This window comes from Myxococcus dinghuensis (assembly GCF_024198235.1).
Taxonomy (GTDB): Bacteria; Myxococcota; Myxococcia; order Myxococcales; family Myxococcaceae; genus Myxococcus; species Myxococcus dinghuensis.
In genome coordinates this window covers 1-20,121 of sequence record NZ_JAKCFB010000021.1, presented here as the reverse complement: position 1 = coordinate 20,121, position 20,121 = coordinate 1, and the positions used below count along the sequence as shown (strand labels likewise).

General features: G+C 71.2%; 20 protein-coding genes. 10 read left to right on the top strand and 10 right to left on the bottom strand.

The genetic code is table 11. The annotated features are described in order from the left end of the window. Positions 1 to 16: 16 nt before the first annotated feature. The 3 genes from LZ198_RS25380 to LZ198_RS25370 are packed head-to-tail and all read left to right on the top strand — an operon-like array spanning position 17 to position 3,869. On the top strand, positions 17 to 2,689 hold the full coding sequence (locus LZ198_RS25380) for an efflux RND transporter permease subunit (RefSeq protein WP_253974628.1): 2,673 nt from the start codon (positions 17 to 19) through the stop codon (positions 2,687 to 2,689). A gap of 50 nt (positions 2,690 to 2,739) precedes the next feature. Beyond that, the gene (locus LZ198_RS25375; RefSeq protein ID WP_253974627.1) at positions 2,740 to 3,339 is read left to right on the top strand and encodes an MXAN_6521/LA_1396 family lipoprotein; all 600 of its coding nucleotides are present in this window, start codon (positions 2,740 to 2,742) and stop codon (positions 3,337 to 3,339) included. Between the two features lie 14 nt (positions 3,340 to 3,353). Continuing rightward, positions 3,354 to 3,869 carry an MgtC/SapB family protein gene (locus LZ198_RS25370; protein ID WP_253974626.1) on the top strand — a complete coding sequence of 172 codons (516 nt, stop codon included), beginning with the start codon at positions 3,354 to 3,356 and terminating at the stop codon, positions 3,867 to 3,869. A gap of 31 nt (positions 3,870 to 3,900) precedes the next feature. Here LZ198_RS25370 and LZ198_RS25365 read toward each other — a convergent pair whose 3' ends face one another. From LZ198_RS25365 to LZ198_RS25335, 7 genes are all read right to left on the bottom strand, one after another. After that, positions 3,901 to 4,236 (bottom strand): hypothetical protein, encoded by a 336-nt coding sequence (locus tag LZ198_RS25365; protein WP_253974625.1) that lies wholly within the window; start codon positions 4,234 to 4,236, stop codon positions 3,901 to 3,903. A gap of 146 nt (positions 4,237 to 4,382) precedes the next feature. Beyond that, positions 4,383 to 6,209 (bottom strand): phosphoenolpyruvate--protein phosphotransferase, encoded by a 1,827-nt coding sequence (ptsP, locus tag LZ198_RS25360; protein WP_253974624.1) that lies wholly within the window; start codon positions 6,207 to 6,209, stop codon positions 4,383 to 4,385. A gap of 46 nt (positions 6,210 to 6,255) precedes the next feature. Next, entirely contained in the window at positions 6,256 to 6,534 is a 279-nt protein-coding gene (locus LZ198_RS25355; RefSeq protein WP_234072202.1) for an HPr family phosphocarrier protein, read from the bottom strand. 21 nt (positions 6,535 to 6,555) lie between these two features. Beyond that, complete coding sequence (locus LZ198_RS25350) at positions 6,556 to 7,323, bottom strand: PTS system mannose/fructose/sorbose family transporter subunit IID (RefSeq protein ID WP_253974623.1); 768 nt, start codon at positions 7,321 to 7,323, stop codon at positions 6,556 to 6,558. Beyond that, positions 7,320 to 8,036, bottom strand: a complete 717-nt coding sequence (locus LZ198_RS25345; protein WP_253974622.1) for a PTS sugar transporter subunit IIC — start codon at positions 8,034 to 8,036, stop codon at positions 7,320 to 7,322. Before LZ198_RS25345 ends, LZ198_RS25350 begins: the two co-directional genes overlap by 4 nt. A gap of 4 nt (positions 8,037 to 8,040) precedes the next feature. Further along, positions 8,041 to 8,526, bottom strand: a complete 486-nt coding sequence (locus LZ198_RS25340; RefSeq protein ID WP_253974621.1) for a PTS sugar transporter subunit IIB — start codon at positions 8,524 to 8,526, stop codon at positions 8,041 to 8,043. Between the two features lie 33 nt (positions 8,527 to 8,559). Further along, complete coding sequence (locus LZ198_RS25335; protein ID WP_253974620.1) at positions 8,560 to 8,982, bottom strand: PTS sugar transporter subunit IIA; 423 nt, start codon at positions 8,980 to 8,982, stop codon at positions 8,560 to 8,562. Between the two features lie 378 nt (positions 8,983 to 9,360). Here LZ198_RS25335 and LZ198_RS25330 point away from each other — a divergent pair, with 378 nt between their 5' ends. The 3 genes from LZ198_RS25330 (at position 9,361) to LZ198_RS25320 (ending at position 12,570) form a co-directional block, all read left to right on the top strand. Further along, entirely contained in the window at positions 9,361 to 9,858 is a 498-nt protein-coding gene (locus LZ198_RS25330) for a peroxiredoxin (protein WP_253974619.1), read from the top strand. Positions 9,859 to 10,404: 546 nt separating this feature from the next. After that, a complete protein-coding gene (locus LZ198_RS25325) occupies positions 10,405 to 11,469 on the top strand; it encodes a M35 family metallo-endopeptidase (RefSeq protein ID WP_323382870.1) in 1,065 nt (354 codons plus the stop codon). Positions 11,470 to 11,970: 501 nt separating this feature from the next. After that, on the top strand, positions 11,971 to 12,570 hold the full coding sequence (locus tag LZ198_RS25320; RefSeq protein WP_253974617.1) for a protease: 600 nt from the start codon (positions 11,971 to 11,973) through the stop codon (positions 12,568 to 12,570). 13 nt (positions 12,571 to 12,583) lie between these two features. On the opposite strand, the gene LZ198_RS25315 is transcribed toward LZ198_RS25320, so the two are convergent. The 3 genes from LZ198_RS25315 to LZ198_RS25305 all read right to left on the bottom strand — a co-directional run bounded on the left by LZ198_RS25315 (position 12,584) and on the right by LZ198_RS25305 (position 15,756). Next, a complete protein-coding gene (locus LZ198_RS25315) occupies positions 12,584 to 13,672 on the bottom strand; it encodes a 6-phosphofructokinase (RefSeq protein ID WP_253974616.1) in 1,089 nt (362 codons plus the stop codon). Positions 13,673 to 13,802: 130 nt separating this feature from the next. After that, positions 13,803 to 14,723: a diacylglycerol kinase catalytic domain-containing protein gene (locus LZ198_RS25310; RefSeq protein ID WP_253974615.1), complete on the bottom strand. Its 921-nt coding sequence runs from the start codon at positions 14,721 to 14,723 to the stop codon at positions 13,803 to 13,805. Between the two features lie 22 nt (positions 14,724 to 14,745). Next, positions 14,746 to 15,756 carry an SPFH domain-containing protein gene (locus tag LZ198_RS25305; protein ID WP_253974614.1) on the bottom strand — a complete coding sequence of 337 codons (1,011 nt, stop codon included), beginning with the start codon at positions 15,754 to 15,756 and terminating at the stop codon, positions 14,746 to 14,748. A gap of 468 nt (positions 15,757 to 16,224) precedes the next feature. Here LZ198_RS25305 and LZ198_RS25300 point away from each other — a divergent pair, with 468 nt between their 5' ends. From LZ198_RS25300 to LZ198_RS25285, 4 genes are all read left to right on the top strand, one after another. Beyond that, positions 16,225 to 16,932, top strand: coding sequence for a metallophosphoesterase family protein (locus LZ198_RS25300; protein WP_253974613.1), 708 nt, complete (start codon positions 16,225 to 16,227; stop codon positions 16,930 to 16,932). 113 nt (positions 16,933 to 17,045) lie between these two features. Continuing rightward, positions 17,046 to 17,840 carry an imm11 family protein gene (locus LZ198_RS25295; RefSeq protein WP_253974612.1) on the top strand — a complete coding sequence of 265 codons (795 nt, stop codon included), beginning with the start codon at positions 17,046 to 17,048 and terminating at the stop codon, positions 17,838 to 17,840. Positions 17,841 to 18,056: 216 nt separating this feature from the next. Further along, positions 18,057 to 19,199 (top strand): serine/threonine-protein kinase, encoded by a 1,143-nt coding sequence (locus tag LZ198_RS25290; RefSeq protein WP_253974611.1) that lies wholly within the window; start codon positions 18,057 to 18,059, stop codon positions 19,197 to 19,199. Positions 19,200 to 19,254: 55 nt separating this feature from the next. Then, positions 19,255 to 20,121 (top strand): PEGA domain-containing protein (locus tag LZ198_RS25285; protein WP_253974610.1); only part of this gene is annotated, 867 nt, incomplete at its 3' end.

Below are 20,121 nucleotides of genomic sequence, written 5' to 3'. Positions count from 1 at the left end.
GTAGGGTCCCCGCCGCATGAGTGGCGCCTCTCGCAACCCGAACTCCCATTCCCGCCTCGCCTACGCCTTCGCGGAGCTGTTGGTCCGCAAGCCGGGCACCATCCTGGTCGTGATGTTGACGCTGCTCGCCCTGTCGACCTGGGCGACGCTGCAGCTGCGCATCAACTCGAACCAGCTGGACCTCATCTCCCAGGACCTCCAGGAGGTGAAGGACGTCAAGCAGGTCATCGACATGGTGGGAGGCAGCGGCTTCCTCATGCTCGCGATGCGCTCGTCCGACGAGGCCGCGATGAAGAAGACCGCGGACGACATCGCCGGCATGCTCCAGGCCGACAAGGAGAACGTCCGCACCGTCTCCTACAAGCTGCCGGTCGAGTTCATCCAGCAGAACATGGTCCTCTTCGTGAAGACGGAGGACCTGGTCGAGGGCAAGCGCCGCATCATGGCCTTCCTCGAGGACAAGCTGCGCCGCAGCAACCCCTTCTACATCGACATGGGCGCCACCAAGCCCGTGGAGCTGAACCTCCAGGACCTGGTCGACAAGTACTCCTCCGTCGGCAAGAAGAGCATCCGGGACGACTACAACATCTCCAACGACAAGAAGATGTTGCTCATCCTCATCAAGCCGATGTGGGACACGACGGAGATCGGCAAGACGAAGGAGTACCTGGACAAGCTCAACGGTGACCTGGCGGCGTACTCCGCGAAGCCGGGCAACGCGAAGCTGGTCGAGGACTACCAGAAGATGGGCGACGGGCAGACCATCGCCTACGGCTACACCGGCTCGTACAAGACGACGGTGGACGACTCGTTCGCCATCGAGGAGTCGCTGCAGCCGGTGACCATCATCGCGCTGCTCTCCATCTTCGGCATCACCATCGTCTTCTTCCGCAAGCTGGCGCCGACCTTCATCGTCGTCAGCGGCACGGTGATCGGCACGCTGTACACGCTGGGCTTCACGTACGTGACGATCGGCGAACTCAACATGATCACGTCCATCCTGGGCGGCATCCTGATGGGGTTCGGCATCGACTACGGCATCCACTTCACCTTCCGCACCCGGCTGGAGCTGGGCGCGGGCAAGCCGTACGACGTGGCCATCCGCGACGCCTTCGTCAACGCGGGCCGGCCGGCGCTGGTGTCCGCGGTGGTGACGGGTGGTTCGTTCTTCGTGCTGATGGTCAGCGAGTTCCGCGGCTTCAGCCAGTTCGGCTTCCTCGCGGGCTGCGGCACGCTCATCCTCGGCTTCACGTTGTTCCTGTGGAGCGCGTCGCTGCTGGCGCTGGTGGGCCGCATCAACCCCGAGTGGCCCAAGAAGCTCATCGGCGAGATGAAGCCGCCGCCGGTCAACTCCGCCCAGGGCCAGGAGCTGCGCATCCCCCGCCCCGGCCTGGTGCTGGGCGTGAGCACCGCCATCGTCGCGCTCATCTGCGCCGCCGCGGTGCCGTGGGCCGGCACCGGCGAGCCCCCCGAGGGCAAGCTGGGCTTCCTCGACCGCGTGAAGCACGGCGTGGGCTTCAACTACAACACCCGCGCGCTCATCCCGGACGGCATGTCCTCCGTGCTCCTCCAGGATGAGATCAACGTCCGCTTCAACATCTCCAGCGACCCCATGGCCGTCTACACCCGGGACCTGGACGAGGCCGAGGGCGTGTACCGCGAGCTGACGCAGAACGCGCACAAGTACCCCTCCATCGACCAGGTGGTGAGCATCTTCACCTTCGTGCCCCCGGCGCAGACCGCCCAGGCCAACGAGAAGGTGCTCATCCAGTGGAAGGAGGAGATGAAGAACCTGGAGGCGCGGGGCTTCTCCATCGCCGCGCTGCCGCCGGAGATGCAGGAGAAGGCGGAGTTCTTCATGAAGGTGTTGGACGCCAAGCCCTTCGACGTGCACGGCGTGCCCGCCAACTACAAGAGCCAGTTCGAGAACCTGCCCACCGCGCAGAACAAGGGCTACCTCACGTTCATCTACTCGAGCGTGGACCTGTTCGACGGCCAGAAGATGATGCAGTTCGCGGACGAGACGCGCGACATCCCCGTCACGTACTACCCGGGCCGCTACGACAAGAACGACTTCGACCCGGCCACGCCCACCGCGCAGAAGGAGTTCCGCGCCGCGGGCGCCACGCAGCTCTACGCCAAGCTGGCGCGCATCGTGTTGTGGGACGGCAAGGTCACCGTGGTGCTCACCGCGCTGTGGATCCTCGCGATGCACTTCCTGGACTTCCGCAACGTGAAGCTGGCGCTGGCGTCGGTGATTCCGCTGGGCGTGGGCGTGGCGATGATGCTGGGCATCATGTCGCTGACGGGCCTGCGGCTGAACTTCATGAACATCATCATCCTGCCCATCCTCCTGGGCTTCGGGGTGAGCCACGGCCTGTACTTGTTGCACCGCTTCCTGGAAGGCACGTCACCGCTGGTGGCGCTGCGCAGCGTGGGCGCGGCGGTCGCGTCCTCCACGCTGACGGCGGTGGCGGGCTTCGCGGCGCTGCTGGCCGCGGCCCACAACGGGCTGCGCTCCATGGGCATGGTGGCCTGCATCGGCCTCATCACCACGCTGGTGGTGTCCTTCACGGTGCTGGCCGCGGTGATGCAGCTGATGCATGACCGGCGCAGCCGCGAGTCGACCCCCGAGGGAGGCCTCCCGCAGGCGCCCGCGGGCGAGGGCGACTCGACGCGCGCCGCCTGATTCGAGTGACGAGGCTCCCTCCATCCTCCGGAGGGAGCCGGGAGAGGGACATGACGACGATGCGATGGGCGCCCCTGCTCGGGCTGGGGCTGTTGGCGGGCTGCTCCGCGGTGAAGCACCACCGCGTCCGGGACGACTACGCGCAGGTGGACCGCCAGCAGGTGAAGCGGCTGGTGGTGGTGACGCAGCCGCTGCCGGACGGCAAGCGCCCGGTGGGCGACCTGTGGAGCCTCATCGCCCGCCAGTGGGTGAACCAGAACCGCGACTTCATCGTGAAGGACAACGTCGCGCAGGACGGCCGCCCCGAGGACCTGACCTTCCGGGCCCAGTGCGTGGAGGGCGTGGAGGGCGTGCTGTGGCTGGACCCGACGCTCGAGCTGGTGGGCGGCGGCGCGGACGCGGCGGTGAAGGCGCAGTTGGTGCGCTGCCGTGACGGCGAGGAGGTCTGGTCGGCGGAGGCGGCGGGGAGCTGGGGCTCCAAGGACGAGGACTACGCGCAGCGGGTGACGCAGTACAGCCAGGAGCTGGGCGAGGGCGTGGCGCCGTACGTCGTGCCCACCGCGAAGCTGCTGGGCGCGGTACTGAACACGTTGCCCAACCCCGAGCTGACCGAAGCGGACAAGGACGAGAAGATCGAGCTGGGCGAGTAGTAGCGTCCCCGGCCGTGGACGAGATCGACATCGTCATGCGGCTGGGGCTCGCGACGCTCCTGGGCGCGGTGCTGGGCCTGGAGCGGGAGCTGCGCGGCCAGGCCGCCGGGCTGCGCACGCACATCCTCGTGTCGCTGGGGGCGTGCCTGTTCACGTTGTGCAGCGTGATGGTGGAGTTCTCGCTGGAGGGCCGGCCGCCCCACGGGGCCCAGGCGGACGTCAGCCGCATCGCCAGCCAGGTGGTGGTGGGCATCGGCTTCCTCGGCGCCGGCGCCATCATGCGGGACCGGGGACAGGTGAAGGGGCTGACGACGGCCGCGAACCTGTGGCTCACCGCGTCCGTGGGCCTCTCGTCGGGGCTCGGCTTCGCCTTGACGGCGGCCATCACGGTCGCCATCGCCCTGCTCGCGCTCCTGGGGCTGCGCCCCGTGGAGCGCGCCATCCACCGCTACCGCGTCCGCAAGGGGCTGCACCTGGATGGACAGGGGCAGGGGCCCGTCTCCCGTAACGCGGACGAGTTGGACGGCTGAGCGCGGACTGGAGCGGCAGAGGACGTCGCGCTCAATGCCGGGGCGCGGCCCCGTCGTCGGCCGGCAGGACGCCCAGGGCGCCCGTCAGGTCATGCCCCAGGGCGACGGGGGCCCGCTCGGACAGGTCCCCGCGCGCCTCCCGCACCTCCGGCCGTACGGAGGGCAGGCGGGCCAGGTCCTCGCGCAGGTAGACGTCTTCCCCGTCGATGTCCGTCACGTCCGAGAACGCCAGCCGGCACTCCCGGACGAAGAAGGCGCCCTTCTCGACGAAGAAGCCCCCGGCGTCCACGCGGGTGATGAGGCCCAGGTTCTCTCCGTCCCGGTCCCTCGCGACCATGCCCTTCCGGATGTCCGCTGGATTGAACATGCCCTCCTCCCAGGTCGGGCTCGACGCAGCCCGGACCTGAAAGCTGGCCATGGCGCCCCGCGCCGGCTCCAGGGAGGCCCGCTGGATGGCGGGCCGGCGAGCAGGCACCCGCCGGAAGTCCTCCCGGCGGGCGGGGTGCGCGCCCTTCAGCCCGTGGTGCGGCCGGAGGGCGGCGTCGACAGGGGAGCGTCCTCCGCGGAGCCCCCCTGCTCCGGCGTCTCGAGGAAGCGCCGGTCCATCTCCGTGCGCACGAAGCGTTCGATCTCCTCCGCCGTCGTCAGCTCCATCGCGTCCTTCAGGAGCTCCGCCGCGTCCGCGCGGCGCACCCGCCGGATGAAGCGCTTGACGGCCGGAATCTGCCCGGACGTCATCGACAGCTCGTCGAAGCCGAGCGCCAGCAGCACCAGCGTGTAGAGCGGATCTCCCGCCATCTCCCCGCACATGGACACGGGGATGTTGGCGGCCTTGGCCGCCCCCACGATGCTCTCCAGCATGCGCAGCACCGACAGGTGCAGCGGCCGGTAGAGGTAGGCCACCTCGCGGTTCTGGCGGTCGATGGCCAGCGAGTACTGGATGAGGTCGTTGGTGCCGACGGAGAAGAAGTCCGCCTCCTGCGCCAGCCGGTCGGCGATCATCGCCGCGCTGGGCGTCTCCACCATGATGCCCACCGGGAAGCGCTTGCCCACGGGCACGCCCGCGCGCCCCAGCTCCGTGCGGCACGCCTCCAGCTCGCTGCGGGCCTCGCGCAGCTCGCTCACCCCGCAGATGAGGGGGAACATCAGCCGCAGGTTGCCGTGCACGCTGGCGCGCAGCAGCGCCCGCAGCTGCGTGCGGAACAGCTCCCGGTTGGACAGGCAGTAGCGGATGGCCCGCAGGCCCATCGCCGGGTTGGGCTCCTTCTCGTGCTTCGTCTTGCCCGGCACCTTGTCGCCGCCCAGGTCCAACGTGCGGATGGTGACGGGGCGCCCGCCCATGGCCTCCAGCACCTGCCGGTAGGCGCGGTAGTGCTCCTCCTCCGTGGGCGCCGTCTTCCGGTCCAGGAACATGAACTCGGTGCGGTACAGGCCGATGCCCTCCGCGCCGTGCGCCAGGAGCGACGGAATCTCCTCCAGGAACTCCATGTTGCCGTTGAGCCGGATGCGGAAGCCGTCCGTGCTCACCGCCGTCAGGTCCTTGGTGGCCAGCGCGAGCTGCTCGGCCTCCTGGTGCCGGCGCTGCTCCTCGCGGAAGCTCTCCAACTGCTCGTCCGTGGGGTTCACCAGGATGATGCCCCGGGTGCCGTCCATGGCCACCAGGTCGCCCGGGGAGATCTGCTCGCTGGCCCGGCCCGCGCCCACCACGGCGGGCGTCTCGCGCGCCCGCGCGACGATGGCCGTGTGGCTCGTCTGCCCGCCCAGGTCCGTCACGAAGCCCGCCACCCGGCCGCTGCGGGCCATGAGCGCCGCGTCCGCCGGGGGCAGGTCGTGCGCCACGACGATGGCCTCCGCGGGGACCTCCACCTCCTCGTCCACCACCTGCCCCATGAGGTTGCGGATGATGCGGTCCGCGACGTAGTCCACGTCCGAGCGCCGCTCGCGGAAGTACTCGTCGGGGATGTTGTCGAAGAGGTGCTTGATCTTCCGCGCGACGCGGCGGACCGCCCACTCGGCGTTGATGCGGTCCTCCACGATGAGCTGGTTGACCGCGTCCACCAGCATGGGGTCGTGGAGCATCAACCGGTGCGCCTCCAGGATGAGCGCGTGGTCGCTGCCCTCGGTGCGCGTGATTTGTTCCTTGAGCTCGGCGAGCTGACGGTCGGACAGGTCCACGGCCGTCTTCATCCGCATGCGCTCGGGCTCGACCTCCGCCTCGGCCAGCCGCAGCTTGGGCGTGCGGATGCGCTTCCTGTCCAGGATGAAGGCGTGGCCGACCGCCACGCCAGGTGACGCGCCGATGCCCATCAACCTCAGTGTGGGGGTGGCCTGGCTGCTCACGTTCGGTTCTTCCCTCCCGGACCTACCGCGTTTGCATCTTCACCTGTCACTTCGACTCGCCAAAACGGTCGGCGATGAGCTTTGCCAACTCCTGGAGACACGCCTCGGCGTCGTCCCCCTTACACGTCAGCGTCACCTGCACCCCCTGGGCCGCCGCCAGCATCAGCACCCCCATGATGGACTTGGCGTTGGCGCGCTGTCCCTGCGCCTCGATGAGGACGTCGCTCTTGAAGCGGTTGGCCACCTTGACCATCTGCGCCGCCGCCCGGGCATGCAGCCCCAGCTCGTTGATGATCTCGTATGTTCCCTTCGCCTCGGTTGCCATCGCGACTCCTACCTCTCGTCTCTAAAGGAAGGCCCCCGCCACGCAGGCCAGGAGCGCCGCGAGGTAGAGCACCACGTAGTTGGGCACCCGACGGCTGACCAGCACGTAGGATGCAACCCCCAGGGCCAGGCACCCCGCCGCCAGCAGGGGCGCGTGCGCCCCCCCCGCGTTGGCCCCGAACGACACCGCCAGCCACGCCGCCAGGCCCCCCGCGCACACCGCCGCCACCGTGCGCAGCCGGGCGCCCCGCGCGGGCAGGTTGGCCCGCGCCACCGCCTCCACCAGCCGGTCCCCCAGGGTGAGCCCCAGCCAGTACAACCGCACCCGGAGCAGCACGTGCACCAGGTTGTACAGCACCAGGAAGGCGGGCACCGCCCACAGCCCCAACAGCGGCACCAGCGCCGCCCCCACCGCGCCCGCCGCGGGCTTGAGCGACAGCCAGAAGAAGCCGTCCCCCAGCGCCGCCAGGGGCCCCATCAGCGCCGCCTTGAAGGCCACCACCCGGTCCGGGGCCTCCTCGCCCCGGGCGATGCGCTCCTCGTGGAAGACCACGCCCCCGACGATGGCCGCCGCCACGTACGGGTGGGTGTTGAAGAACACGAGGTGCCGGCGCACCGCCTCCTCGCGCGCCGGGCCCGCCGCGTACAGCCGCTCCAGCGCGGGGAACACCGCGTAGGCCAGCCCCAGGTTCTGCATGCCCTGGGGGTTCCACGACGCCTGCAGGAACAGCGAGCGCAGGAAGACGCGCAGCAGCACGCTCCGCGGGAGGGCCGTCTCCGCCGCGCTCATGGCCGCTCCAGGAGCAGCGAGAGGACGATGGCCACCGTCACCGCCGCGGCGCCCAACGCCGCGTAGAGCGGGGCGCGGCGCGCGTGGCTGCCCTGCGCCGCGATGGCCGCCGCCACGGACGCCATGGCCGGCCACGCCCACGCCAGCCCGCGCACCAGCAGGTGGGGCAGCCGCTGCAGCACCGGCTCCACGAAGAAGCCCGCCAGCGCGCACAGCGCCGTCAGCACGCCGTACAGCGCGAAGTGCGGCCACATGCCCCACAGGTTCTGCCGCATGGCGCGCGTCAGGTTGCCGGCCTCCGCGGAGGCCAGCGCCACGCGGGCCAGCCGCGCCGTGTAGCCCTCCAGCAGCCGGTCCGCCCGCCGCCCCACCCGGCCCATGCCGATGAAGAGCAGCACCGCCAGCGACCAGATGGCGGGCGTGGAGCCCGCGCCGGACGCCGCCGTCATCGTCGCGGCCGCGGCGCTCGTCGCGGTGGCCGCCAGCGTGTCGTTCTCCGGCAGCGCCGCGCCCAGGTTCGCCGTGCCCAGGAAGAACAGCTCCAGGAGCAGGCCCACGGCCAGCCCGGAAGGCACGTCGTTGAGCAACAGGCCCATCACCGAGGACGCGACCAGGGGGCGCGACATCATGGCCTGGAGGAACGCCTTGCGTTCGACGGCCACCAGTCCGCCCCACACTCCCGCGAGCGCCACCTGGACCCAGACGACGCTCACGCGCTCACCCGGCCTTCGTCCACCGCTCGGTCAGGTCCGGCAGCTCCACCGGCTTCTCCGCGGGCACCGCGCGCGCTTCCACGCGCACGCCCTGCTCCGCCATCTGCTGGAGCGTCTTCAGCTCCGCCTCCGCCAGGAACACGGACGGCGACACCTGCCGCCGCCCGGTGCCGAAGTGCACGTTGCCCAGGTTCAGCTCCCCCAGGCTCAGCCCGTGCGCGTACGCGAAGGGCACGGACGCCACGTCCCGCAGCAGCACCAGCGTGCGCACCCCGTCCTTCGACAGGGCCGCGAAGTCCACCTGCGACAGGGGGAGGATCTGCACCTCGATGGCGCTCTGCACCGCCAGCGCCATGGCCGCGCGGATGAGGGGGCTGGACGCCGCCTCGTCATCCGCGACGACGACGCGGGCGACCTTGAGGAAGGGCAGCCAGGCCTCGACGACCTGGCCGTGGATGAGGCGGTTGTCGACGCGGACCAGGGTGATCACAGCAGTCTCGAATCGCCGACCCGCGTCGGTCCGTCAAGTTCGCGGCTGCTGCTGGGCCTCTCGAAGCAGGGCGGACGCACAGGTGATGTTGCGCTGACCATAGGAGGCGAGCTGGTTGGCCATCTCCGGAAGGGTGAGGGACTCGGAGCGGAGGGAGTTGGCCTTGAGGAGCATGGGCAGGTTCACCCCGGCCAGCACCTCCAGGTTCATGCGCTGACACATCATCAGCGACTCCTTGCAGGGCGTACCGCCGAACAGGTCGGCGAGGATGATGACACCCTCCCCGTCATCCACGCGGGACACCGCCTGCTTCATCTTCGCGCGGAGGTCCTCGACGGGAGTCCCCGGCTCGATGTTGCAGGTTGCCACCGCGGGGAGCTTCCCCACGATCTGTTCCGCGGTGGAGACCAGCTCCTCCGCCAGACGCCCGTGCGATGCGACGACGAGGCCGACCATGTTCACTCCTGACCAACCCCCCGGAAAGCTGCGTCCTACGCCTGAACGTCGCGTTGCGCAACTCCGGCGAAAGTTTCCGCCCTGTTCCCCAGATAAGCTCTCACGTCCTGTGTCGAAAGGTAAGACGCCAGAGCCCCCCGTGCCCGAAATTTCGGGTCCGGCCGCGCCCAGGGCTGTCGCCTGCCGGACGGGGGAGCGCCCTCGCTTCCCCCACACCTGATTGGATGCATCCGGCGTGGGGGAGATGCACCCCACCGTCGCCTCTCGCTTCTCGAGAGCCGCGCCCGCCCGCAGGCTCGCCCCTCCCTTCGGGGCATGCTTGACTGGTTGCCCTGGGCACGCCGGGCCCACCCTCCGGCGACGCGTGGGAAGGACTTCATGACGAGGAAGAAGCCGCTGCAGCAGGGGGATTCGGTGCCCGACGTCGTGCTGAAGCGCTCGGACGACCAGTTCGTGCACCTGCACGAGCTGGTGGGCAAGAACGTGCTCGTCATCTACTTCTACCCGCGCGACGACTCACCGGGTTGTACCGTGCAGGCCTGCGGCCTGAGGGACCAGTACGAGGACTTCGTCGCCGCGGGCGCGGAGGTCATCGGCATCAGCAGCGATTCGACCGCCTCCCACCAGGGCTTCGCCGCGAAGCACCGGCTGCCCTTCACCCTCCTGAGCGACGAGCAGGGCACGGCGCGCGCGGCCTTCGGCGTGGCCCCGTCCTTCCTCGGCATGCTCCCCGGCCGCGTCACCTTCGTGGTGGACCGAAAGGGCGTCGTCCGCGACAGCTTCGAGTCCCAGATTCGCGTGGGCGAGCACGTGCGGCGCGCCCTGGAGCTCGTCCGCAAGCTCGCCCAGGAAGAGGCCGCCTCCGCCGCGCGGTGACGTCACCCGGCGCGGACCGCGCGCACGCAAATGCCGCGTCCGCGCACCGCCGTCCCAGGCGCGGAACAGCACCAGGCGCGCCAATCCTGCGCGCGCCTCGCGCCCCCCATCTCTCTTCGCGCCGCAACCCCGCGATACCCCGAGGGAACCTCGCGCGCGTGGGGGATGGCCCATGCCTTGCTCATGTGTCCGGGTGCGGCGAGACATCCCTCGCCGCACACCGGAGCACGTTCATGATTCGAAACAATGCGCGTGAGAGCCTCTACGACATGGGCATCATCGCCCTCTGGCCGATGATGCTCGGCTACGCCGTCACGCTGGTGGCAATGCTGGTCGCCTACGCACGCCCCTGAAGCATGACGCGTCGGGCCCTGGACGGGATTACCGGGGAGCCGCTATAAGCAGGATTACGCGACAGGGCCGCATTCTTCGAATGAGCGCCCGTCGCCACTCCGCGTAGTGACTCCCCCAAGCGTAGCCCCCCGAAAGGAAGTCCCCGACATGAGCCTCAGCTCAGGTGGTCGTCTGAATTGGATTGTGGGTGCCGTGGTCAGTGTGTCGCTGCTCGGTGGCTGTGGCGCACCGGATGAGCAGACGCAGGATTCAACGCCCGTGCAGGGCGAGACGGCGCGTGACGCCATCGCCGGCGACGTGAAGGTCACCCTCTCCGTGCCGCGCTCCTCGCTGGCCGCGCGCGAGGCGGTGATGGTGAGCGTGACGCTGACCAACGTGTCGAAGGACACCGTGCGCCTGCTCAAGTGGCACACGGCGGCCGACGGCCTGAAGGAGGACCTGTTCGCCGTCACGGTGAACGGCCAGAAGGCGGAGTACAACGGCCGTCACTACAAGTGGGCCACCCCCGTCGCCAGCGACTTCCTGCGCCTGGCCCCGGGCGAGAGCGTCTCCCACGACGTCGACCTCGGCGCCATCTACGACCTGTCCGTGACGGGCGCGTACAGCATCCGCTACGACTCGGACGGCCATCACTCCGACGTCGGCCACGAGGGCCTGTCGCAGCTCCGCTCGGACGCGCTGGCGCTCTCCATCGAGGGCCGCCCGTTCGTCCACCCCGTGGCGGACTCGACGGGCGTCGTCACCGCGCAGGCGCTGAGCACCTCGAGCTGCACGGGCTCGCGTCCGGCCGCCACGGTGACCACGGCCTTCACCACCGCCCAGAGCATGACCAACGGCGCGGTCACCTACCTCAACGGGACGATTGGTCCCCGCTTCTCCACGTGGTTCGGCACCATCAACACCACGAACGTCAACCTCATCAAGACGCACTACGCCGCCATCAAGACCGCGTTCGACACCAAGTCGGTCATCGTCGACTGCGCGTGCTCGGACAGCGCGTACGCGTACGTCTACAAGAACCAGCCGTACCGCATCTACGTGTGCAACGCCTTCTGGAGCGCGCCCATGTCGGGCACCGACTCCAAGGGCGGCACCCTCGTCCACGAGATGAGCCACTTCACCGTCGTGGCGGACACGGATGACTGGGCCTACGGCCAGAGCGCCTGCAAGAGCCTCACGAGCTCCAACCAGACCCGCGCCCGCGACAACGCGGACAGCCACGAGTACTTCGCGGAGAACACGCCCGCGCAGAACTGATGCGGCCTTCGTGACGACGACGTGAAGCGAAGCGGGGGCGCGGTCGAGCGCCCCCGTTTTCGTTCGTGGGCCAGGCCCTCACACCCGCGCGTGTTCCCGCTCCCGCGTGTCTCGTCCCACGTCCGGACACTCCGCGGGCCCGCGCGACGGGCGCCTCCCTCGGGCCACGCGTCGAACCACGCTGGCCCACGCCTTGCTCATGTGTCCGGGTGCCGCGAAACACACCTCCGCGGCGAACCGGAGCAAGTCATGAACGACCAGCGTGAGAGCCTCTACGACACCGCCATCCTCGCCCTCGGGCCGTTGATGCTCGGCTATGCGGCCACCCTCGTGGTGCTGCTGGTGACCTACGCGCGGCCCTGAGTCGCGCTCGCGGTGGGTCGCCCACCCGCCACGCGTCCCGTGACAGGCCACGGCCGACGTGATGTGAAGGCCCCTCAACCATTCCGGCGACCCGGGGCCGTGACGCCCCCGTCGCCGCCGAGGGCGGGAGTCCCACACATGACACGCGGACAGATGGGCCGTATCGCGCTGCTGGCCATGGCCGTCGCCGGCGCGGGTTGCGCCTCGAAGCGGGAGGAGACCCGGGCGGAGCCCCAGGCCCCGCAGGAGACCGAGGCGGCCGAGTCCCCCTCCACCAACGAGGCATCCCCCATGGCGGCACGACTCTCCTGCGCGATGAAGGTGCCCTCGAGGTTCGTCGCGGGCGGACCGGTGCAGGTGTCCTTCAGCGTCACCAACACGTCCAGCCAGCCCTTGTACGTGCTCACGTGGAACACGCCGCTGGAGGGCCGCATCCTCAACGACATGTTCGAGGTGTCGCGCGACGGCGTGGAGCTGCCGTACCAGGGCCCCATGGTGAAGCGCGCGCCGCCCACCGCGGACTCCTACGTGACGGTGGAGCCCGGCGCGACGGTGACCCGGGAAGTGGACATCTCCCAGGCCTACGGCGCGACGACGCCCGGCGCGTACACCATCACCTTCCGGGGCGCGCTGATGGACGTCACCCCCGACAAGGCCAAGGCCCCGCCGGCCGACGGCGACTACAAGGGCGTCGACGTGAAGTGCGCGCCGGTGGACACGACGCTCGCCGCGAAGTGAGGCGCGCCTCGCGTCACAGCGCGAGCACGCCCTGCACGGACTCCATCATCTTCACGCGCCGCTGGGTGACCGGGCTCGAGCCATCCAGCAGCGCGGCCGTCTCCGCGAGCACCTGCTCCAGCGGGTAGCGCTTCACGTACGGGTCCGGCGTCGTCTGGCCGCCGGGCACCGTGGACTGCCAGCCCACCATGACGTCGGTGACGCCCTCCAGCGCCGCCTCCACGGCGCCGAAGGCGAGCCGCCCGGCAATCATCCGGTCGTGGTGGGTGGGGCCGCCGCCGCGCACCAGGTGCCCGAGCACCACGCCGCGCGCCTCCACGCCCTTCATGTCCTTGATGCGCTCCTGGAGCCGGGAGACGAGCACCTGCGTGGGCAGCTCCACGCCCTCCGCCTTCAGCACCAGCACCCGGCGCTTGGCCCGGCCCTCCGCCAGGTTGCGCCGCACCAGGGACTCCAGCGCCTGGAGGATGTCCGCCTCGCCGCGCCCCTGCTCGCGGAAGAGCACCGCGTCCGCGCCCGCGGAGACGGCCGCCGCCATGGCCAGGTAGCCGCAGTGCCGCCCCATCACCTCCACCACGAACGCCCGGCGGTGCGCGCGCGCCGTGTCGGAGATGCGGTCGCACGCCTCGACGATGGTGTTGAGCGCGGTGTCCACGCCGATGGCGGACGCGCTGCACCCGATGTCGTTGTCGATGGAGGCGGGGATGCCCACCACGGGCGTGCGGCACTCGCGCGCCAGCAGGTGCGCGCCCGTCAGGCTGCCGTTGCCGCCGATGACGACCAGCCCCGCCAGGCCCTCCAGCCGCCGCGCCGCCTCCGCGCGCCCCTCCGCGGTGAGGAAGCGCTGGCTGCGGGCGCTCCCCAATATCGTCCCGCCCAGGTGGCCGCTCGCGTCCAGCTCCGGCTCCGGCACCAGCGGGCCGCCCTCCCCGTCCACGCGGGTGAGCTCCCGGAAGCGCCCCTCCATGAGCCCCTCGTAGCCGAACTCCACGCCCAGCACGCGGACGCCGCGCACCGCCGCCACGCGGACCAACGCGCGCAGCGCCGTGTTCATCCCCGGCGAATCCCCACCGGAAGTCATCACCGCGAGCGTCCTGGACATGCAGTCTCCCGAGCGGGGCGCAGGGCCGGGAAGGCGTCGTCTCCCGGCGTGACGGGAAGAGGCCCCGTGCGGGAACCATAGCGCGGAACCGGCGGACCTCCTCCGAACCGGCTTCGCCGCGGCGCGCCACTCAGGCCATGACCAGCGCCGCCCGCTGCCGCGCCGGCCGCACGTGCACCCGGGCCCCCGCGCCGAAAGCGAGGAAGTCCTCTTCCATGCCGTCGCTGAAGATGACGCCCCCCGACGCCATCCCCGACTCCACCATCAGCGCCTGGTCCGACGTCACGAAGCCCCCCACCAGCTCCGCGCCCGAGTGGCGGCTGACGAAGGGCTCGCGCACCACGAAGGCCAGCCGCGGCTCCTCCCACGCCAGCTTCCACGTCTCGCCCGGCACGCCCCCCGTCGTCTCCGTCAGCTTCCGGGCCAGCGTGAAGACGGACGACAGCCAGCCGCTGGAGCCCGCCCCCGTGGACACCAGCACCCCGCTGGACGACTGCGCCTCGCGCCGCCCCCCGTGGCTCAACAGGTAGCGCGCGGAGACGTGGGTCCGTGCCCCGATGAACAGGTCGTTGAACGCGAGCAGCCGCTGCCCGTCCTCCAGCGCCGCCTCCGCCAGCGTGACGCGGCGGCAGCGCGCCCGCCCCTCCAGCACCCGGCGCACCGCCGCGCGCGCCCCCGCCACCTGGAACGGCAGCAGCACCCCGTCGAAGCGCTCCGGGTCCGGGTTCACGCCCACCAGGGGTTGCTCCCCCACGTACTTGGCCACGTTCGCCACCAGCCCGTCCTGCCCCGCGACGACCACCACCTCCTTGCCGGTGAACAGGAACGTCGGCACCAACCCCCGGTCCACCTGCTGCACCGGCAGCCCCACGTCCAGCGCGCCGCGCAGCGTGTCCACCGCGCGGTTGTAGGCCCCGTCCTCGTGCTCGAACTGCTGGAAGTCCTGGCCCGCGTGCTCCACGTAGAACTTCGCCTGCCGCTTGGTGTTGAACCGCTGCACCAGCCCCGCGAGCCGCGTGGGGCGGGTGACGAGGACGATCTTCTCGTACATGGTGGCCCTCCTTTCGCGGGCCTCAGCGCGGCTTGCGAGCGACCGGGGCCAGCGCCTGAACCGGGGCCGGGGCCGTGGCCGAACCGGGGCCCATGAGCGCGTGCAGCAGGTCCGGGGACACGTTCACCTCGCCGATGCGCTCCGCGTTCTCCGCCATCTCCCGGAAGGCGAGCGCGATGTTGAGCGCCGGGTCCCCGCCCCCCGCGGACGTGGCCATCAGCGTCTTCCAGTCCATGTCCCGCACCAGCGCCAGCGTCTTCTCCAGCCCGTACGCGCGCGCGTCCGCGGCCTGCTTCTCGTTCTGGCTCCAGCGCTCCATCAGTGCCGAGCGCTGCTCCTCCACCGCGATGTCGGCCGCCATCTGCGCCTCGCGAATCTGGCGCTGGCGCTCCTGCACGGCCAGCTCCGTCGCCAGCTCGCTCTCCTTGATGCGCCGCTCCTGCTCCACCGCCGCGTTGCGCCGCGCGTAGATGGCCTCGTCCGCCTCGCGCTGCAGCCCCTCGCGCGCCTCCGCCTCCAGCGCCCGCGCCATCTCCGGCGTGGGCTTGATGGAGAGCAGCGAGAACGCCATCACCTCCACGCCCAGCGCGCGCAGCGCCTCCGCCTGCCCTAGCGCCTCCTGCACCCGCGCCTCCAGCGCCTGCGCGCTCACCAGCGCCTCGCGCAGCGTCAGCCCCTGCACCACCGTGCGCGCCCGCACCTGCGCCACCTGCACCAGCCGCTCCGGCAGCTTCTCCGGGTCGTCCGACCGGTAGCGCCCGGACGGCGAGAGCGAGAAGTCCAGGAGCGCCGCCAGCTTGCGCGCGTCCGACACCCGGTACGTCACCTGCCCCTGGAGCGTCACCGCCTGGAAGTCCCGCGTCACCTCGTTGAACACGAAGGGCGCGTCCGCGCTCGACAGCGGCACGCTCACCAGCGTCGCCGAGGGCTTCCAGTAGAAGAACGAGAGCCCCGCCCCCTCCCGCACCACCCCGCCCCCCTCGAACTGCATCACGTACGTCGTCGGCGCCGCCTTCATGTACCCGATGAGCATCCGTCCACCCCCAGACTTCGTGTTCAGTGGACACATTGTTAGTGTCACACCAACACGAACGCAACATGAACCGTGCGCGGGTGGTGGGCGGCGCCCGTTCCGTCCCCCGCCGCGGGCGCGTCCGACCGGCGCCTCCGGCCAGGGCCGCGGTGACTGGAATGAGACGTGACCGCGCGCGTCATCCGCCCGGGGCACGGCCTCCTTTGGACTTCCGGACATCCCACCCCGTGGCCGGATGCGCCGCCCGTGCGCAGGGTTGCATGGCGGACCGGCCACACGGACCGCGAGTGTCGGCGGGGCCCCGGGCACCCGCCCGGGAGGTCCGGGGCGCGGCATGCGCGACCCCGTTTCGGAGAACGCAGGGCACATGAGAGAGGAGCACGCTACATACCCACCCTGGCGAGCCTCGCGGAGCCGTCTGCCGCGCCCCCGGCCTCGCCCTTGCACTCGCATGGGAAGGGAGCTGGCATGCGCATCGCGGTGATATCGGACCTGCACCTGGGCAGACGCGACGTGGCGGACCACTTCGGCCACGAGGACTCCGCCTTCGCTCGCTTCCTGCGCATGCTGGAGGGCAACTTCGAGCGCATCGTCCTGCTCGGGGACATCTTCGAGACGCTCACCTCCCGCGCCCCCGGTCACCAGGTGGAGGAGCTGGCGGCCGCCCGCGCCGCCCATCCGGAGTTGGTGCGGCGCTTCGAGCGGCCCCAGTACCACTTCATCCACGGCAACCACGACCTGGTGGCGGGCACCGTGCTGGGCGCGCCCGAGCAGTGGGTGGTGGAGGCGGACGGCGTGCGGCTGCTGTTCACCCACGGCCACCACCACGACTGGGTCATCCGCAAGGCGCGCTGGTTCTCCGAGGCCGCGGTGTGGACCGGCGCCTGGCTGCGCCGCATGCGCCTGCGCGCGATGTTCCGCATGTTCCAGGCCCTGGATGCCCGCCTGATGCCCGCGCTGCCGGACCCCGCCCGGTGCACCTTCCAGCAGTGGGCCCTGGCCCGCGCGCGCGACAGCAGCGCGGACATCGTCGTCACCGGCCACACCCACCAGGGCATGCGCGTGGAGCACGGCAGCCAGTTGTTCCTCAACAGCGGCACGTGCTCGGAGGGCCGCTTCTCCTTCCTCAGCCTGGACACCCGCGCCGGCCACTACGGACTGCACACCGGGTGGTAGCCGCCAGCGGGACGGGCGGCCACCCGCCGGCCCTCCCCCGCTCCGCGCCGGGCAGCCGCCTGCCTGGACGTTCTGCTCGCCCCCACCCCGGACCCTCGAAGTAACATCGGCGGATGTTCAGGCGGCTCACCCAAGCGCTCCGGAAGCTCACCCGGCGCATCCCGGGCGCCGGGGGCGACGTCCCCTCCGCGCGGGAGACGCTCTTCCCTCCTCCGCAGCTCCCGGAGGACCGGCCCCGCCCGAAGCCGGCCGCCCGCCGCGCCGCCGCGCGGGCCTCCCGCCCCACCCGCTACTTCGACCTGCACGACGACTTCCGCCACCCCGCGCGGCGCGAGCTGAGCGACCCGGTGGGCCCGGATGGCCGCAAGTCCGACTCCGTCTGGCTCTACACCTCCGGCACCCCCGTGGCCCCGCCCCGAGGCCGCCTCGAGGTGACCCCCGACCCCGAGGGAGCGCCGCTGGACTTCTCCCTGGCTGGCGCGGGTCTCACCCCCATCGTCCACGCGCGCGCCGCCACCGTCTTCCGCGAGCTGGCCCCCGACGACGTGCAGCTGCTCCCCGTCGACGTGGAGGGCACGCGCGAGCCCTACTTCGTCCTCGTCGCCACCCGGCTGGTCCCCTGCATCGACGACCCGGCCTGCGCCGAGGCCTCCCGCTACACCGCCGACGAAGTCCCCGCCGAGCGGGTGGGTCACTACCGCACCGTGCGGGGCCTGCGCATCGACGCCCGCAGGGCCGCCGGCGTCCGCGTCCTGCGCACCTGGGGCTGGCCCGTCAGCCTCATCGTCTCCGAGGGCATCAAGGAAGCCCTGGAGCACGCGGGCGTCTCCGGCCTGCGCTTCGCCGAGGTCACCGAGCCGCCCCGCCCCTCCCGCCGCCGCAAGGCGCGCCGCAAGTCGCGGCGGTGAGGGGTCGCCCCCCACCGGGTCGCTTGAGTTCCAAAATGTGTTGACACCCGCACGGGTCGCGAACTTGTGGGGTAGGAGGTCCGCCTGTATCTTTTCAAGCCTTACAGCTAAATCCTGAGGCGAAAGTTGGACAGGCTCGACGCGTCGCTGCCAGTTCCCGTGGAAGAGGTACACTTCGGGAAATATCGGATTCTCCAAAGGCTCGCCGCGGGTGGAATGGCCCACATCTTCCTGGCCTCCATCGACGGGCCGGATGGCTTCTCCAAGCCCTGCGTCATCAAGCGGGTGCTGCCGGAGTACGCCAGCCTGGAGGCCTTCAGCCGGATGTTCGCGGACGAGGCGAAGGTCGCCGCGCTGCTGACGCATCCCAACATCGTCCAGGTGTTCGACTTCGGGAAGATCGACGGCCAGTACTACCTGGCCATGGAGTGGATCCAGGGCCAGTCGCTGGACCGGGTGCTGCGGCACGCGTGGAAGTCGGCGTTCCCCCTGGGGCAGCGGGTGGCGGTGGACGTGGGCATCGCGGTGGCGGACGCGCTGGCGTACGCGCACGCGAAGACGCTGCCGGACGGCACGCCGCTGAAGCTGGTGCACCGCGACGTGACGCCGGGCAACGTGCTCGTGTCGCGCGACGGCATCGTCAAGCTGGCGGACTTCGGCATCGTGAAGAGCGCCGTCAACGTGGAGCGCACCAGCGTCGGCGTGGTGAAGGGCAAGTACGCGTACATGTCCCCGGAGCAGATCTCCAACCGGGAGCTGGACCACCGCTCGGACCTGTTCTCGCTGGGCATCGTGCTCTACGAGGCGTCCACGGGGCGGCGGCTGTTCAAGCGCGACACGGTGGAGGCCACCATCATCGCCGCCACCCAGGCGCAGGTGACGCCGCCGTCGGAGGTCTCCCCCGGCTTCGCGCCGGAGCTGGAGCGCATCATCCTGCGGCTGCTGCAGAAGGACCCGGAGGCGCGCTACCAGAGCGCGCGCGAGCTGGCCCTGGACCTGGAGCGGTTCCGCGCGGCGCAGAGCTGGACGTCCGGTGGCCGGGAGCTGGCCACGCTGGTGACGTCGCTGTTCCCCCCGGACAAGACGGGCCAGCACGCCACCGCGCTGTCCACCTTCGGCTCCTCGCAGGCCAGCGGCATCACCAGCGAGCGCACGCCGGGCGCGTCCTCGGCGCGGCCCGCGCCGCCGCCCCCCGAGGAGCGGACCTCCCCCACCGCGCGCGGCCCGGTGCCCGGCAGCGGTTCGCTGTCGCTGGCCCCCCTGGAGGCCGCCGCCGCCCCGCCCTTCCCCTGGGCCATCGTCGCGACGGCCGGGTTCGCCGCCCTGGCGACGGCCCTGTTCTGGTACTTCGTCGCCTGAGCGACGGCTTCATGCATCCGCGGTCCCCGGTGCGGGTGACGGGATGAAACATTCGATGAGACAGAAGACCTGGATTGCCGTCATCGTCGTCGGAACGCTCGCGCTCAACGCCATGGCCTACGTGGTGGTGCGCAAGCGTCGCGCCGTCGACCCCGTTCCGCCCGCGCCCGTCGCCACCGCCCCGGTGGCCCCGCCGCCCGTGGCCCCGCCCGCCACGCCCGAGCCCACCCCCACGCCCCGCGCGGAAGACGCGAGCGAGGGCCTGGCCCGCGCGCGCCGCGCCTCGGGCCTCGCCGCGCTGGAGGACCGCGACTACGACAAGGCCGTCAGCGAGTTCACGGAGGCGCTGAGCCTGCGCAAGACGCCGGGGGGTGACCTGGTGGAGCTGTTGCGCATCGCCACCGACCTCCAGTCGCGCGAGCACAACCGGACCCAGCAGGCCAAGGCCCCGCGGGAGCCACCCGCGCGGCAGGCCCCGCGCACCCGCGCGGCGAAGGTCGCCTCGCGCGCGCAGAAGCCGGAGGACCCGGCCGTGCTCGAGGAGGCGCGCAGCGGCCTGCTGCTGGTGACCTCCACGCCGCCGGGCCTGGTGGTGCAGGTGGACGGCAAGAACGTGGACATGACGCCCGCGCGGCTGTCGCTGCGCGTGGGCACCTACCGCGTGGTGCTCGCCCACGGCGACCGCAAGCTGACGGACGAGACGGTGGAGATCGCCGAGGACGCGGTGCGCTCGGTCAACCACGACCTGACGGAGCAGCTGGCCCCGGCGCCCGTGGCGGCGAAGACCGCCGCCGCGCCTCCGCCCGCCGTCGTGGCGGAGCCCACGCCCGCGCCCGCCGTCGCCCCGCCGGAGCCCGTGGCGACGCCCGCCGCCGCCTCCACCGCGCCCACGACGGTGGCCCAGGCCGCCGTGGCCGGCAAG